This is a genomic window from Labilibaculum antarcticum, assembly GCF_002356295.1.
GTDB classification, from domain to species: domain Bacteria; phylum Bacteroidota; class Bacteroidia; order Bacteroidales; family Marinifilaceae; genus Labilibaculum; species Labilibaculum antarcticum.
In genome coordinates this window covers 332,898-349,878 of sequence record NZ_AP018042.1, presented here as the reverse complement: position 1 = coordinate 349,878, position 16,981 = coordinate 332,898, and the positions used below count along the sequence as shown (strand labels likewise).

Annotated in this window: 9 protein-coding genes, 1 other RNA gene and 1 pseudogene; 8 read left to right on the top strand and 3 right to left on the bottom strand. The window is 38.4% G+C overall.

Annotated elements, in window-relative coordinates; translation table 11 throughout:
• Positions 1-30 precede the first annotated feature (30 nt).
• Positions 31-681 carry a LysE family translocator gene (locus ALGA_RS01325; RefSeq protein ID WP_197705665.1) on the top strand — a complete coding sequence of 217 codons (651 nt, stop codon included), beginning with the start codon at positions 31-33 and terminating at the stop codon, positions 679-681.
• 167 nt (positions 682-848) lie between these two features.
• On the opposite strand, the gene ALGA_RS01320 is transcribed toward ALGA_RS01325, so the two are convergent.
• Positions 849-1,871, bottom strand: coding sequence for a Smr/MutS family protein (locus tag ALGA_RS01320; RefSeq protein WP_096427584.1), 1,023 nt, complete (start codon positions 1,869-1,871; stop codon positions 849-851).
• A 162-nt stretch (positions 1,872-2,033) separates the two neighbouring features.
• Here ALGA_RS01320 and ALGA_RS01315 point away from each other — a divergent pair, with 162 nt between their 5' ends.
• Positions 2,034-3,269: an S-adenosylmethionine:tRNA ribosyltransferase-isomerase gene (locus tag ALGA_RS01315; protein WP_197705664.1), complete on the top strand. Its 1,236-nt coding sequence runs from the start codon at positions 2,034-2,036 to the stop codon at positions 3,267-3,269.
• Positions 3,270-4,572: 1,303 nt separating this feature from the next.
• Here ALGA_RS01315 and ALGA_RS22725 read toward each other — a convergent pair.
• The gene (locus ALGA_RS22725) at positions 4,573-4,851 is read right to left on the bottom strand and encodes a hypothetical protein (RefSeq protein WP_145957556.1); all 279 of its coding nucleotides are present in this window, start codon (positions 4,849-4,851) and stop codon (positions 4,573-4,575) included.
• Positions 4,852-5,803: 952 nt separating this feature from the next.
• Here ALGA_RS22725 and ALGA_RS01310 point away from each other — a divergent pair.
• From ALGA_RS01310 to rnpB, 5 genes and pseudogenes are all read left to right on the top strand, one after another.
• Positions 5,804-7,693, top strand: coding sequence for an OmpA family protein (locus ALGA_RS01310; protein ID WP_096427583.1), 1,890 nt, complete (start codon positions 5,804-5,806; stop codon positions 7,691-7,693).
• A 139-nt stretch (positions 7,694-7,832) separates the two neighbouring features.
• On the top strand, positions 7,833-9,020 hold the full coding sequence (locus ALGA_RS01305; RefSeq protein WP_096427582.1) for an SPOR domain-containing protein: 1,188 nt from the start codon (positions 7,833-7,835) through the stop codon (positions 9,018-9,020).
• Positions 9,021-9,505: 485 nt separating this feature from the next.
• Positions 9,506-9,808, top strand: a pseudogene (locus ALGA_RS01300) (four helix bundle protein); the annotation flags it as partial.
• Positions 9,809-10,192 carry a four helix bundle protein gene (locus ALGA_RS01295; protein WP_096427581.1) on the top strand — a complete coding sequence of 128 codons (384 nt, stop codon included), beginning with the start codon at positions 9,809-9,811 and terminating at the stop codon, positions 10,190-10,192. It abuts the pseudogene before it with no gap.
• Between the two features lie 182 nt (positions 10,193-10,374).
• Positions 10,375-10,724, top strand: an RNA gene (gene rnpB / locus ALGA_RS01290) — RNase P RNA component class A.
• 1,971 nt (positions 10,725-12,695) lie between these two features.
• On the opposite strand, the gene ALGA_RS01280 is transcribed toward rnpB, so the two are convergent.
• The gene (locus ALGA_RS01280) at positions 12,696-13,877 is read right to left on the bottom strand and encodes an MraY family glycosyltransferase (protein ID WP_096427579.1); all 1,182 of its coding nucleotides are present in this window, start codon (positions 13,875-13,877) and stop codon (positions 12,696-12,698) included.
• A 656-nt stretch (positions 13,878-14,533) separates the two neighbouring features.
• On the opposite strand from ALGA_RS01280, the gene ALGA_RS01275 reads away from it, so the two are divergent.
• Positions 14,534-16,954: an SLBB domain-containing protein gene (locus tag ALGA_RS01275; protein ID WP_096427578.1), complete on the top strand. Its 2,421-nt coding sequence runs from the start codon at positions 14,534-14,536 to the stop codon at positions 16,952-16,954.
• Positions 16,955-16,981: the final 27 nt, after the last annotated feature.

Here is a 16,981-nt window from a genome sequence, read left to right as displayed (position 1 = left end):
GCAATTTTGTTAACTGAAAAAGATTACTAGTTGGATTTTCAATATTTATTTAAAGGAATAATTGTGGGTTTGATGGTTTCCATACCATTAGGTCCAATAGGCGTGTTAATTATTCAAAAAACCATTCAGAAAGGTCGTTTGGCTGGTTTCGTTTCGGGTATGGGAGCTGCTGTTGCCGATATGTTTTACGCTACGGTTGCCGCTTTTGGATTGGGAATGGTGCTTAGCTTTATTGAAACTCAGGAGTTCTATTTGCAATTAGTAGGTAGCGTTTTTTTGGTTTATGTTGGCTTACGTATTTTTTTTACAAATCCGATAAAGCAAATAAGAGGAGCCAAAAAAACTGGAAAGAAGGGAATGTTAGGCGATTTTGTTTCCATTTTTTTCCTTACTGCATCGAATCCCATTGCCGTTTTTGTATTTGTAGCCGTTTTTGCAGGTACGTCTATTTTTGGAACTAATCCCACCCTTCGAATTGAATTGTTTCTGATTTTAGGTGTTTTATTGGGAGGTGGATTGTGGTGGTATACTTTATCTACTATTATTAATATATTCCGCAAGAAATTCAGATTGAAGCAGTTATTTTGGATCAACAAAATTTCAGGAATTGTAATTGCTGTATTAGGGTTTTTAGCCTTTTTGGCCTGTTTTGAGCCAATTAAATCCTTTTTGCATTCATAAGCAGGATACTATTCTTCTAAGTTTTCGACCATAATCTAATATAAAAATAAAGACGCAATATTTTGCGTCTTTATTATTTCGTTGCTAGTTTTTAGACAGTTACCTTTTAACGGTTTGGACTTTTTAGACTCTTCAAGACCTTTCTAGACTTTTCAGGACTCTTCTTTTTATCGAATAGTTACCATGGTAGCTCCCCATCCATATTCTTTAAACGAGGCGTCTTGTTCGTAGTGTTTTTTGTATTTTCTTTTAAGCTCGCTATGAACATGTTGTTTTAAAGTGCCATTTCCAATACCGTGAATAAATACAATTTTTTTACCCTTATCGTTTTGGTGCTGACGCAATACCTCATGAAATTTATTCATCTGTAATTCAAGAATATCAGCATTTGATAAGCCGGTTACTGAATCAATTAAAGCATTGACGTGCAAGTCTACTTCCACAATGTTGTTATCAGAATTATTTTTCTTCAGTGCTGGTTTCGCTTTTTCTGATTTTCCTTTTTCCCGAATTACTTGTTTGAAATCCTTATCACTAAGTTCCTCTAGCTTCTGTTCCATAATCTCACCTGTAAGTTTATGAAGTATTACTTCCTGATGAAAATAGGCAGTATCCTTATAGCTCGATGATTTATGAAACTTAACAGCTTGTATTTTAAGAGTGCGGTTCAAAGGAGATTTAGGTGTGCATTTTCCTTGCTGATAAAAAATGATTTGAAATTGACAGCAGGTTAGTTCGCCTAGTTCTTTTATTTCGTACTCAGCTAAAAGTATTTTCGATTTAGGATCAAGAGTTCCTGCGGTTACTCCTTCAAGTCCGTTTCCTTTTTCATCAAAGAAATTGTACAAAATAATTTGATTGGTATCGTTAATTAAATACAATTCCAATGGACTTTCCGATGGGGTAGATGATTCTTTTGGGGCAAAAGCCGCGTAAACTTCTTCTTTTTCAACAAATAATGATTGTTTTGTGGATGTAAAGGAAGCACTCGTAGAATTACTTTGTTTCAATTGAGGTGAATTTCCAGTACTTGCGGATTCAATTACAACCAAATTTCTTTTTAAGCTTGGAATCTCAAATTCATCCTCGTCGTTTAAGACCATAACTGTCTTGGCATCAATAATTCGGGTAACGATACCGCCACCAGTCTCATTTAAAAAACGAACTTTATCTCCTGAATTTATTTGCATCTTATTATCTAATTTGGGTTGGCTATTTTTGTATTTTGTTGGTTTTCAAAAATTGAAAATAGTCAACGGGTTTTCTATTCCCGACAAAGTTAGCTATTTTTGCCGATCAAAATGTAAAGCCCCTATTTTATTGGGAATAAAGCTCGATTAATTAAGAAACAGATGGATTGTAATATCAATACTAATAGTTTGGATGCCAAGCAAATTCAAATTGCCGATTTCACCTACGATCTTCCAGATCATAGGATAGCCAAACACCCTTTAGAGAACAGGGATTTGTCAAAATTACTGATTTATAAAAAGGGGGAGATTTCTGAATCTGTGTTTGAAAATTTGCCTTCGGAAATTGCTGATGGTACTACTATGGTATTTAATAATACCAAAGTGATTCAGGCTCGATTGATATTTCATAAGGAAACAGGAGCCAGAATTGAGATATTCTGTTTGGAGCCCTTAAAGCCAGCCGATTATAATTTGGCTTTTCAAGCTTGTGGGTCTTCAACCTGGAAATGTATTGTAGGAAATGCACGAAAGTGGAAGTTTGGAGTATTGAAGATGCCTTTTTACCTTGACGAGGAAGAGTATTGTTTGACAGCAGAGCAGCAAGAGGTATTGGATGGAGCTCAGGAAATTCTTTTTACTTGGAATCATCCAAGTCTAAGTTTTAGTGATGTGCTGGAACAAACCGGTAAAATTCCAATTCCTCCTTATTTAAATCGTGATACGGAAGCGACGGATTTGGTTCGATATCAGACTGTTTATTCAAAATATGAAGGTTCTGTAGCTGCGCCAACAGCAGGTTTACACTTCACCGAGGATGTTTTTTCGCGATTGAAGGCAAAAAATATCAATAGAGAAGAATTGACCCTGCATGTAGGAGCTGGAACATTTAAACCTGTGAAATCGGAGCTGATTGGTGATCATGAAATGCACACTGAGCACATTCAGGTTACCCGTGAGAGTCTTGAAAGTATTAGTAAGACTACGGGGCAAATTGTTGCTGTCGGGACTACTTCTGTGCGAAGTTTAGAGAGTTTGTATTGGATGGGAGTAAAAATATTGACTCAGCAAGAAAATCCACATTTACTCAAACAGTGGGAAGCCTATCAGTTGCCTATTAATTACAGTGTAAAGGAATCATATCAAGCAATATGCAGCCATATGGAGAAGAATGATTTAACTCTATTTAATGCAGCAACTCAGATTATTATTGCCCCAGGATATGATTTTAAAGTCATCTCGGGTTTGGTAACGAATTTTCATCAACCACAAAGTACACTTCTGCTTTTAATTTCGGCACTCGTTGGTGATAATTGGAAAAAGATTTACCGATATGCACTGGAGAATAATTTTCGTTTTCTGAGTTATGGAGATAGCTCTTTGCTGATGAAGGAATAAATAAGGTCAAATGGTCTTGAAGGGTCTGGAAGGGTCTGGAAAAGTCTTGAAAGGTCCAATAGTCCAATAGTCGAAAGTCGAAAAGTCCAAAGGTCGAAAGTCCTGTATATAAATTGAAAATTGCATATTTTCGGAGCCTGAAGGGCTCAAAGATCTTAGCCCAGGGTAAAGGAGCGAAGCGAATGCCACCCTGGGATTAAATGATGAAATACGGGATCGGCGCAAGATGGAATGTATTTATAGAAAGCGATTCTCATTTGTGCCGGAAAATACAAAGGTTTAAGAGTCGAAAGGTCCAATAGTCCAATAGTCGAAAGTCGAAGGTCCAAAAAGTCCAACGGTACAGAAGTCAAAAGTCCAATGTCTAATGTGATTGTAGTTTTGATAAGAGCCTGAAGGGCTCAAAGATCTTAGCCCAGGGTAAAGGAGCGAAGCGAATGCCAATTGAAGGGTCTAGAATAGTCTAGAAAAGTCGAAAGGTCGAAAGGTCGAATGGTCCAATCAGAGCATAGTTTACTAATCCTTCTTTTTTGAAGATCAAAAATACTGACAGTCTAAAATAGAAAGAGGGATTTAAATTACCATGTGGCTTTAGCCCATGGTTTTGGGAAGATATCTGTTTTGTAACTTTTATAATATTGCCAACTGCTTTAGCTGTTGCAGGGAAGGGGGTTTGTAAGTCTAGAAGAGTCTTGAAAGGTCCAATAGTCCAATAGTCCAATAGTCGAAAGTCGAAAAGTCCAATGTCTAATGTGATTGTAGTTTTGATAAGATCCTGAAGAACTCAAAGATCTTAGCCCAGGGTAAAGGAGCGAAGCGAATGCCACCCTGGGATTAAATGATGAGATACGGGATCGGCGCAAGATGGAATGCATTTATAGAAAGCGATTCTCATTTGCGCCGGAAAATACAAAGGTTTAAGAGTCGAAAGGTCCAATAGTCCAATAGTCGAAAGTCGAAGGTCCAAAAAGTCCAACGGTACAGAAGTCAAAAGTCCTGTGTCTAAATTGAAACTTGCATGTTTCGGAGCCTGAAGGGCTCGAAGATCTTAGCCCAAGGTAAAGGAGCGAAGCGAATGCCACCCTGGGATTAAATGATGAAATACGGGATCGGCGCAAGATGGAATGCATTTATAGAAAGCGATTCTCATTTGTGCCGGAAAATACAAAGGTTTAAGAGTCGAAAGGTCCAATAGCCCAATAGTCGAAAGTCGAAGGTCCAAAAAGTCCAACGGTACAGAAGTCAAAAGTCCAATGTCTAATGTGATTGTAGTTTTGATAAGAGCCTGAAGGGCTCAAAGATCTTAGCCCAGGGTAAAGGAGCGAAGCGAATGCCACCCTGGGATTAAATGATGAGATACGGGATCGGCGCAAGATGGAATGTATTTATAGAAAGCAATTCTCATTTGTGCCGGAAAATACAAAGGTTTAAGAGTCGAAAGGTCCAATAGCCCAATAGTCGAAAGTCGAAGGTCCAAAAAGTCCAATGGTACAGAAGTCAAAAGTCCAATGTCTAATGTGATTAAATGATGAGATACGGGATCGGCGCAAGATGGAATGTATTTATAGAAAGCAATTCTCATTTGCGCCGGAATATTCAAAGGTTTAAGAGTCGAAAGGTCCAATAGTCCAATAATCGAAAGTCGAAGGTCCAAAAAGTCCAACGGTACAGAAGTCAAAAGTCCTGTGTCTAAATTGAAACTTGCATGTTTTTGGAGCCTGAAGGGCTCAAAGATCTTAGCCTAGGGTAAAGGAGCGAAGCGAATGCCACCCTGGGATTAAATGATGAAATACGGGATCGGCGCAAGATGGAATGTATTTATAGAAAGCGATTCTCATTTGCGCCGGAAAATACAAAGGTTTAAGAGTCGAAAGGTCCAATAGTCCAATAGTCGAAAGTCGAAGGTCCAAAAAGTCCAATGGTACAGAAGTCAAAAGTCCAATGTCTAATGTGATTGTAGTTTTGATAAGAGCCTGAAGGGCTCAAAGATCTTAGCCCAGGGTAAAGGAGCGAAGCGAATGCCACCCTGGGATTAAATGATGAAATACGGGATCGGCGCAAGATGGAATGTATTTATAGAAAGCGATTCTCATTTGCGCCGGAAAATACAAAGGTTTAAGAGTCGAAAAGTCAAATAGTCGAAAATCTAAAAGTCCTGTGTCTAAATTGAAAATTGCATATTTTTGGATCCTGAAGGGCTCAAAGATCTTAGCCTAGGGTAAAGGAGCGATGCGAATGCCACCCTGGGATTAAATGATGAGATACGGGATCGGCGCAAGATGGAATGCATTTATAGAAAGCGATTCTCATTTGCGCCGGAATATTCAAAGATCCAAAGGCCTCTAAGTCTTGAAAATTTGATTGTTATAGTTTTCCCTTTTCAGGTGATTCCGAAATCTTTCGAGGGCCCGATAGGGAGAGGGGTGTTTGAATATCAAAAGCTTAGGAAGTTCCCGCTTTTTATTAATCTCTGTTTTGTTATTGTGTTTAAAACACTTAAATTTAGTTTATGTTTTTCTTAAATCTAGCCGGATATGATTCACAAGCTAAAACTACTAGTTCTATTCTTACTCCTTTACAATGTCCTCTTTGCTCAAAGTAAATTCGAAAAAAAAGGGGATAAAGCTTTTCTAAAAAAAGAGTTCGCAGAAGCCATCATTCACTTTAAAAATTCCAAGGAAAAAAATACTGTAATCATTCGAAAGATTGCTGAATGCTACTTTATTTTGGGGAACTACGATGAATCGGAGAAGTTTTTTAATAGCATTAAGGAAGAAGAGAAAATTTCGACGGATTTACTTCATCTTTCTCAAATATATCTGGCTAAAGATAATTTTGCGGCAGCGGTTCTTTTTATCGAAAGAGCCGGCGAGTTAGGGGCAGAGCCTGCCGAAATTCAAAATAGGGTAGGTGTTGTCCGTGAATTGATTGAGTTTAGAAATGAAAATCAGGATTCGAAAATTATACCAATAGGAGTGCAGCCCAAGGGAAAGTGTTTGGGTATTTTTTTGCAGCCGGAAGGAATTATTTATTCTGATACCGGCAGTAGTACAATCAAATCAGATAAAAATTACCAGTTGTTTATTGCTTCAGGTGAAGGTTTAGAATTTGCTTCTTCAAAATCTTTTGCCGGTACATTGGAACCTAAAACAGATCTTGGAGCAGTTTGCATTTCTCCCGATGGAAATACGATGTATTATACCCGTTGGTACGTTCGAAAGGGGAAACAGCAAATGGAAATTGCGATTGCCAAAAAGCAAAAGGGAGAGTGGATCTCGAAGAAGAGTCTGGCTTTTTGCAATCGTAAATATTCCTGCTGCTATCCATTTTTATCCCCCGATGGAAAAGCGATGTATTTTTCCTCAGATATGGAAGGCGGGTATGGTGGAATGGACTTGTATGTAAGTCAACAAGAGGGTCGTAAATGGACCGAGCCAAAGAATTTAGGGGTATCTATCAATTCGGCACAAAACGAGATTTATCCACGAATGCTGTCTAATAATCAGTTGTGGTTTTCGTCCGATGGGCGCGCGGGTTATGGTCAGTTAGATTTGTTTTTCACTTCAAAAAATGAGAATGGTGCTTGGGCTCAGGTTGTGAATCCGGGAGCGCCTTATAATTCTCAATATTCTGATTACTCTATTCTAGATATTCCTGATGGTAACATTCAATTATTTGTTTCTGACCGTGAGGATAAAGGCTTGCGGGATCGAATTTATCAATTGAAAAAAGAGACTACGGAAAGTGTTCAGATTCTTGTTCAGGACAAGCAATCTAAGCAGTTCATTAAAGATGTGAATATCTCTGTTCGGAAGGCTTTTGAAAATAAGGAAATTACTCTTCAAAATAAGGAGAATAGTGAAGGTGAAATCTCTTTTAAAATCCCAAAATCTGAATTCGATAAGGGGATATTGTACGAGATCGCAGTTAAAAAATCAGGATATATTGATCAGATCATCGAGTATTATCCATCCAATAAAAAGATGAATGTAGAAGTAAATTTGGATCGAATAGTTGAGACGAATCAATTTAATTTTGTGTCGGAATTGATGCCAATAGCATATCCTGATAAGAAGATTACCTTTCAAAACATCTATTTTGAGAAGAACGTGGATGATTTTAGCGAGGATGCTAAAAAGATCTTGGATCGCTTGTACCGGTTCTGGAAAGAATTTCCCGAATTGGGCATCAAGATAAATGGACATTCCGACTCAAAAGGAATGGAGCAAATGAATTTGGATATTTCCTTACAGAAAGCAGCAGAAGCCAAAAAATATTTGGTGGGCAAAGGGATGAAACCTTCTGTTATTGAGCTTGGTGCTTGGGGTGAGGAGTTTATCCTGAATGGCTGTTTTGATGATTCGGAATGTTCTGAAAAAGAGCATCAAGAGAATCGAAGATTGGAATTGATTTTTGTATTGTAAAGCAATTAGTTGCTGCCTCTTATGCAGAGATTCACTTTTATAATATTAATTTTCATTAATTAATGATTTTATTATATTTACTACTGTTAATTTTTGTTATTTTTAAGCATTAATCCGACACTCTATACTGCCATCTGTTATGAGGAATATCTATTTTTTACTTTGTTTTTTCTTGACCGTGGGGACGATTGGTTTCTTTTCTCCCTTTTTCGATATTAATTTGACTAGCTCTACCGCAGGAGGTTCAACCTATGGCGTGGAAATAGCTAAATTTAAATATCCCGTATACACGGACTATTTTGAGGAGATGGATGATGTTGTTGAGTTGAGTGGGAAAGATGGTGAGTATCATTATGTAGCCGGTTTAACCAATTCGATAAGTAGCGCAGAGAAGTTAGCCGAAGAAATAAAATCGTATGGTTATGCTGACGCAAAAGTTTTAGATTTAAATTCCGAATTCTCCAAGGAGCAAATTGCAAGAGTTCTTGATAATGAAAGTATCGATCAGGATCAAACAAAAAAGCAGAATATTACCACTCAAACGGTTCCAAAAAATAAAGCCGCCGAAATTGCAATTGGTAAGCTGACAAATATAGGCAATGCCTATTTTTACACAATTCTTCTTCAAAAGAGCAAAGATATTCTGAATGCAGAAAGTTTTTCCCCTCATAACTCAGTGAAAATTTTAGAGGCGAATGGAAAGTTTCAATACGTATTGGGTCGATTTGAAGATGTAGGTGATGCCAAGAAGTATCTGAAAGAAAAAATTATAGTAGATTTTCCAAATGCAGTAGTTGCTGTAGTCAACAAAGGCAAGTTAGCGGAAGTAAGAGAAGTACAAAAAGTGAATACTAAGATGGAAATAGCCTCGAATCAAACCGGATCCTATAACATGGGGCGAAAAATGAGAGGGAAAGAATATGTTGACTATTATTATGAGTTGGGCCGATTAAAGATATCCGAAAAACCACTCTATGTCATCGAAATTGGAGAATTTAACGATAAAGCGCTTGCTGACGAAGCAGTTCAAAAATTGAAAGATCTCGGGTTTACTCAAGCAAGAGTTAAAACTCCATCAAGTTCGAAAGTTGGTGCTGTTACAGAAAGCCTTTCGGTAAATGCACATTTTACCATACAGGTGTTTGCAAGCAAAGCGGAGATGAGTGTGAAGCGTCTCACAATTAAGAATCTGACAAGAAGATTCGATCAGGAAGATGAATTGTATCGCTATTTCTACGGTGACTACGATAATTATTGGGTTTGTCGTCGCGAATTGCGCGAAATACGCGAAAAAGGCTACGGCGATGCGTTTATCGTGAAGTTGTAGGAACAAGTAACAAGTAACAAGGGACAAGGGAAAACAAGGAACAAGTTTCAAGTAGCAAGGGACAAGGAACAAGTTTCAAGTAGCAAGGGACAAGGAACAAAGGAAAACAAGGAGAAATCAAGGAACAAGGAACAAGGAAAAGGGAAAAACGAGTAATAAGTTTCAAGGGATAAGGAAAATTGAAGGAAAAAGGAAAAAATAAGGAACAAGTTTCAAGGAGCAAGATAAATTGAAGGATAAAGGGAATAATAAGTAACAGTAATAAGGGGTAAGGAAAAAACAAATTCCAAGTTTCAAGGAAAAAATCAAGTAACTGGAAAAACCGAAGGAAAAGTAAAGGGATAAGGAAAGAATTAGGTGAGAAGTTGGTGGTTAAGGAGGTTAATGGAAAAATAAATTAGATGGAGAATAATTTACAAAAGCGTCTTTTCCAGTTTTTAATTGATATAATTAAAGAAGTCTGAAATCTTCTAAATTCGAAAGAGTATCAGGTGATATCCTACCAAATTCTTAAATCAGCAACTTCTGTCGGGGCAAATTATGAAGAAGCTCAGGGAGCTGTTTCAAAAGTCGACTTTGCCAATAAAGTTGGCATCTCTCTGAAGGAAATCCGTGAAACCAATTATTGGATCAGAATTATTATTGCCATTGATAATCAAAAAATAAATTGGGTTGTCTTGGAAAAAGAATCCAATGAGTTAATCAGGATACTAGGTACAATTTATAACAAGACTTCCAAGAAAGGAGTATCCCTTAAGGTGTGTAAGCTAAAAGGAAAAATAAATTAGATGGAGAATAATTTACAAAAGCGTCTTTTCCAGTTTTCAATTGATATAATTAAAGAAGTCCGAAATCTTCCAAATTCGAAAGAGTATCAGGTGATATCCTACCAAATTCTTAAATCAGCAACTTCTGTCGGGGCAAATTACGAAGAAGCTCAGGGAGCTGTTTCAAAAGCCGACTTTGCCAATAAAGTTGGCATCTCTCTGAAGGAAATCCGTGAAACCAATTATTGGATCAGAATTATTATTGCTATTGATAATCAAAAAATAAATTGGGCTGTCTTGGAAAAAGAATCCAATGAGTTAATCAGGATACTAGGTACAATTTATAACAAGACTTCCAAGAATAAAAAAGTAGTATCCAGTAGAATTCCAGACACTATCTCATAAAGTGTGTAAATTATTGTTCCTTGATCTTTCCTTGTTCCTTTCTCCTTGTCCCTTGTTTCTTAATCTTCCCTTGGTTCTTGCCCCTTTCTCCTTGTCCCTTGTTCCTTAATTTTTCCTTACTCCTTTCCCCTTGTTCCTTCCTTTTTCCTTGTTCCTTGAATCTTTTTGACTTACTTTTGGCCTCGGCAAACCGTTCTATCGCTGCTTTGCAAAAAGGAGAGGAAAGTCCGGGCAACAAAGAGTAACATACTTCCTAACGGGAAGAAGGTTGAAAGGCCTTAGTAGTGGAACAGAAAATAACCGCCTTCGGGTAAGGGTGAAAAGGTGAGGTAAGAGCTCACCAGCACTGGTGGTGACATTGGTGGCTGTGTGCCTTATGTGTTGCAAGATCAAGTACACCGGCGTATGTAGGCTGACTCGGCTGATGTTCGGGGGGTGGATTGCTTGAGGCATTTGGTGACAAATGTCCTAGATAAATGATAGAAATTCTTTTCGGAGAATACAGGACCCGGCTTATAGGTTTGCCTTTCTTTAAAAAAACACAAATGACTGACTCATGATTGAGTTGGTCATTTTTGTTTAGAAGGGGCTTGAAAAGTCGAAAAGTCAAAAAGTCAAAAAGTCGAAAGTCCAAAGTCCAAAATCCAAAAGTCCTGTCTATAATTGAAAATCGCATGTTTTTGGAGCCTGAAGGGCTCAAAGATAATAGCCCAGGGTAAGGGAGCGAAGCGAATGCCACCCTGGGATTAAATGATGAGATACGGGATCGGCGCACGCTAAAATGTATATTAGGAATTCGATGCTCATTTGCGCCGGGAAATACAAAGTCCAAAAGTCGAAAAGTCGAAAGTCGAAAGTCAAAAAGTACAATCAGAGCATGATTTTGGGAAGATATTCCTGTTGTAACTTTATCCATTGCCAACTGCTTTAGCTGTTGTAGGGAAGGGGTTTGAAAAGTCAAAAAGTCAAAAAGTCAAAAAGTCAAAAAGTCAAAAAGTCGAAAAGTCGAAAGTCCTGTCTATAATTGAAAATCGCATGTTTTTGGAGCCTGAAGGGCTCAAAGATAATAGCCCAGGGTAAGGGAGCGAAGCGAATGCCACCCTGGGATTAAATGATGAGATACGGGATCGGCGCACGCTAAAATGTATATTAGGAATTCGATCCTCATTTGCGCCGGGAAATACAAGGTCCAAAAGGCCAAAAGTCTAAAGTCCAAAAGTACAATCAAAGCATTATTTTGGGAAGATATTCCTGTTGTAACTTCATCCATTGCCAACTGCTTTAGCTGTTGTAGGGAAGGGGTTCGAAAGTCTTGAAGGGTCTGGAAAGGTCTGGAAAAGTCCAAAAGTCTAAAGTCCAAAGTCCAAAAGTCCAAAAGTCCAAAGTCCAAAAGTCCAAAGTCCAAAAGTCCAAAGTCCAAAAGTCCAAAGTCCTGACTATAAATTGAAACTTGCATGTTTTTGGAGCCTGAAGGGCTCAAAGATAATAGCCCAGGGTAAGGGAGCGAAGCGAATGCCACCCTGGGATTAAATGATGAGATACGGGATCGGCGCACGCTAAAATGTATATTAGGAATTCGATCCTCATTTGCGCCGGGAAATACAAAGTCGAAAAGTCGAAAGTCTAAAGTCTAAAGTCGAAAGTCCAAAAGTACAATCAAAGCATGATTTTGGGAAGATATTTCTGTTGTAACTTCATCCATTGCCAACTGCTTTAGCTTTTGCAGGGAAGGGGTTTGAAAAGTCGAATGGTCGAAAAGTCCTGTCTATAATTGAAAATCGCATGTTTTTGGAGCCTGAAGGGCTCAAAGATAATAGCCCAGGGTAAGGGAGCGAAGCGAATGCCACCCTGGGATTAAATGATGAGATACGGGATCGGCGCACGCTAAAATGTATATTAGGAATTCGATCCTCATTTGCGCCGGGAAATACAAAGTCGAAAAGTCGAAAAGTCGAAAGTCGAAAGTCGAAAGTCCAAAAGTACAATCAGAGCATGATTTTGGGAAGATATTTCTGTTGTAACTTCATCCATTGCCAACTGCTTTAGCTGTTGCAGGGAAGGGGTTTGAAAAGTCGAATGGTCCAAAAGTCGAAAGTCCAAAGTCCAAAAGTCCTGTCTATAATTGAAAATCGCATATTTTCGGAGCCTGAAGGGCTCAAAGATAATAGCCCAGGGTAAGGGAGCGAAGCGAATGCCACCCTGGGATTAAATGATGAGATACGGGATCGGCGCACGCTAAAATGTATATTAGGAATTCGATCCTCATTTGCGCCGGGAAATACAAAGTCCAAAAGTCGAAAGTCGAAAGTCGAAAGTCGAAAGTCGAAAGTCCAAAGTCTAAAGTCCAATCAGAGCATTGTTTTCCAATTCTCCCATTTTGAAGATATTTCTCTTGTAACTTCATCCATTGCCAACTGCTTTAGCTGTTGTAGGGAGGGGGATAAAAATCAAAAAAAACGCCTCCGTTTTCACGAAAGCGTTCTGTTGTGTATTATAGGATGTTCTATGTCGTTTGAAAAGCGGATTCTTTTTTTGTTTTCATTTCAGATTCTCTTTTTGTTTGTACTGCGGGTTCTTTTTTTGTTTGCAATACTTCTTTTTTGATTTGTAATGCAGCTTCTTTAGCTTTTTTTCTATTTAATAAGTAAGAAGGAAACCAGGAGAAAAATGATCCCATGCAGATAACTAAACTTAAAAGGATCGCATTTCCAGTCCAGTCTAAAAGAAAAGCAGTGACTATAAAAAGAATGTTTACGGCCATAATGCGAAAAGTTGCAGCTGCATGTTTGTAACCTAAGCTGACCATACGGTGATGCACATGGTTTTTATCTGGTTGAAAAGGTGATTTTTTGTTTTTAATACGAATTAGCATTACGCGTATTGTATCAAATAAGGGAATTGCTAAAATTCCAATTGATACTGCAGGGGCAGCTACAATCGCATATTTAAAATCAGGATTAATATTAAGTTCGTTAAATTGAATGGTCAGTATTGAAATTAGCAAACCTAATATCATGGAACCGGTATCACCCATGAAAATTTTCAGATCCTTTCCAAAGACATTAAACTTGAAAAATGAAATTAAAGCTCCCAATAAACTTGCTGAAAGAAGAGCATACTGATAGTTTCCTGTAAGATAGAACCACAATCCAAAACTAAAGGTGCATAAACCACTAATTCCAGAAGCTAAACCATCAATTCCATCGATCAAATTAAAGCCATTGGTTACAACGATAATAACAAAAATGGTAAAGACGACACTCGTAAAATAGTTGAGTTCATGAATGCCAAAAATTCCGTGGAAATTGGTGAACCGAATACCACCCATGACAATAACAACAAGAGCCGCGAAAATTTGTCCAGCCAATTTTTTCTTAGCCGAAATATCCATAAGATCATCTTTAATTCCCAATCCAAACATGATTAGGGTGGCAGCAATAATGTATTTCAATTCATGAATCATGTATCCATTACTAAATATCAATACGGATAATGTAAATCCAAGGAAAATGGCAACACCTCCCAATGAGGGAACCACTTTTTTATGAGAAGATCTGTGATTGGGTTCGTCGTAAAGTTTCTTTTCCCTAGCCAACTTGATAACAGATGGAATTACACGGTAACAAACGAGCAATGAAAATAAGAAACTTGCAATGATGTAGAAGTAGTGTGTGAAAGGGTACATAAAATATTTTGTTGATTATAGACTTAGCTGTAATGTATGTTTTGCAAAAGTATAAATAATACATTTAATATAGACCTGTCAAATCTGCCAAGTTGAAAAAAAGAACAGTTTGTAATGATTTACCGAACATGCAATTGTTTACCCTACGCAAAATTACAGAATTATTTTCGGGCATTATAATTTAATCGGTGTTTTTGGCCTGTTTTTTCTTTTAAGTACAAAAAAGAGCCTTTAATCACCGTCATAAATTTACTAATCCTGTTTTTTTTGCTCCACGGGATCGTTTGCAATTACATATTGATGATGTAGTTAAGACTTGCAATAGGCCGTTTGATAGTTTTAGGAGATTCGGTTATTGTTAACAGAACTTCACTACTATTGAATGCTGAAAAAGGAAGAGAAAGGTCAGTTGGCACATTTGACAGGCCGTATAAAGGGTGAAAAATACTACTATTGCACCCAATTAATTAGTCAATTGAATATGTTCGTTAAAAATTGGAAGTAAAATGGCTAAAAAAATTAGGGAATTGGAGATCGGTTGCTTATTTTTGCGCTACGAAAAAAAACTTTCGTCTTTTTGAAATAGGGTTTTGTCAAAACAAAACGGATATAGCTGATAAGAATTAATAGTACACACTATAAATGTTATTGAAATTATGATTGGGTCGATTAAAAAAATGTTTCTGACTTGCTTGTTTGCGCTACTAGTACTTGGGGCTGCAAACTCTCAAAACACAAATATCAATCCTGCAAGTGTAAATGTTGAGGCAATGAGCGACGCTCAGATAGAAAAATTGATTGCCGAAATGGAGAAAAATGGCATGAGCATGGAAGGGGCAATGGCATTGGCAAGAGCCAGAGGAGCTTCTCAGTTGCAGATCGATCAAATGGTGAAAAAGATCAGCGAGTATAAAAGTGGAAAGAGAAACGGAGTCACCAAGGACGATGAATTGGAAGAGATTTTGGTGCCGGAGGAAAAGCTTTCTGAGAAAGTAGCCTTTAAAGCCACTGATAAAAATAAAGAGATTTTTGGCTTTCAATTTTTCAATTCAAAAAATTTAAGTTTCGAACCGACAATGGACGTACCGGTTTCTGAATCCTACGCTTTAGGAATAGGCGATGAGGTGAATATTGCTGTTTATGGAGCCTCTCAGCAAAATTATCAGTTAACAGTTCAAAAAAACGGCGCCATTTCTATTCCAGACTTAGGGCCTGTTCATGTGTATGGTATTTCTTTTAAAGATGCACAGCAAAAAATTAAAAACAGATTGATTTCCATCTACAATGGCATGGGTGACGATCGTCCAAATACGTTCTCTGATGTTAGTATGGGTAACCTAAAAGGGGTGAAGGTAAACGTAATTGGTGAAGTGAATTTACCAGGCACCTACTCCTTGCCAGCCACAGCATCAGCTTTTAATGCCTTGTACTTGGCCGGAGGGCCCAATGAAAATGGATCGTTTCGTTCCATTGATGTTTTGCGCGATGGAAAATTGGTGTGCAGTGTAGATGTATACGCTTATTTAATTGATGGAAAAACTCAAAACAACATACAGTTACGCGATCAGGATGTGGTTTTGGTTCGTCCTTATGCCAAAAGAGTGAGAGTGGAAGGCGAATTTAAACGGACTGGCTTGTTTGAGGCGCAAAGCGATGAAACAGTAGCCGATTTGCTTCGTTTTGCAGGTGGCTTTACGGATAAAGCATACACTCACCGTTTGGAATTGTACCGTAACAATACCCGAACACTTACTTTTAAAGGAGTCTCTTCAGATCAATACGATCAGGTTCAATTGATGAATGGTGACAGATTGGTTGCAGGAATGCTTACCGAACGTTTCGAAAACCGGGTAAGTATTGATGGTGCAGTATACCGACCAGGGAATTACGAATTAACCGAAGGTTTGCAGCTTTCGGAATTGATTCAAAAAGCGGAAGGACTCAAGGAAGAAGCTTTTATGGAACGGGCAGTAATTACAAGAAAGCAGGAAGATCTGAGTCTGAAGGCTGTTTCTTTTTCAGTTCGTGATGTTGTGAATGGAAAAATTGATTTTGAACTTCAACGGGAAGATCGGGTTCAGATTTCATCCATATTTGATATGCGTGAGGCACGCACGGTTGAGATTGTTGGTGAAGTTCAGTTTGCCGGAACCTTTGCATGGGCAGAGAATTTACGCATTGGAGATTTGATTTTTCAGGCAGGTGGTTTTAAAGAGGAAGCCGAAGTTGCGGGTATTGAGGTGAGTCGAGTGTTGGATTATGACGAAACAAGCGAATTGACAAAATCTTTACTGCATACCTTCCAATTTTCATTGGATCGAAATTTGAAATTAAATCCTCAGGATGATTCCTTTCTCTTACAGCCTTTCGATAAGGTATACGTTCGCCGTGCACCGGGATACCGCCCACAAGGAGTTGCCAACATTCAGGGAGAAGTAAAATATGCCGGCGATTTTGGAATTACCCGTAAGGATGAAAAAATATCGGATATCATCCGAAGAGCAGGAGGAATTACTCCTGAAGCTTATGTGAGGGGAGCCTCTTTGCGAAGAAGAATAGAGATGAGTGAGGCCGAATATCAGGCCAAGTTGGCCATTGTGGCTCAGGATACCACCATGATGGGTCAAGAGATTGAAAAGGTGAGCTATCAGATTGTAGGAATCGATTTGGCGACTATTCTTGCAAATCCAGGAGCCGTACAAGATTTACAGCTGCAGGGCGGCGATCAGATCTTGGTGCCTTCCAAGTTGGAGACCGTAATGGTATCCGGTTCTGTTTTGAGCCCGGTGGCACATACCTTCACCCAACAGAAAAAATTAAAAGATTACGTGAACGGCAGTGGTGGTTTTTCAGAACGGGCCAAAAAAGGAAAAGTATACGTCTTGTATGCCAACGGAACTACTCAGGCTACCAAAGGAGGACTTTTTGGCCGTCGTTTCCCCAAGGTAGAACCAGGTTGCGAGATCATCGTTCCTGAAAAACCCGAAGTCGATAAAGCCGCGAGTGCAAGTAAATGGTTGGCCATTGCATCCACCTTAGCAGCATTAATTACCGCCATGGCGGTGGCTACCAGATAAAGTTCCCCCTCTCAATGAATGTCTTTG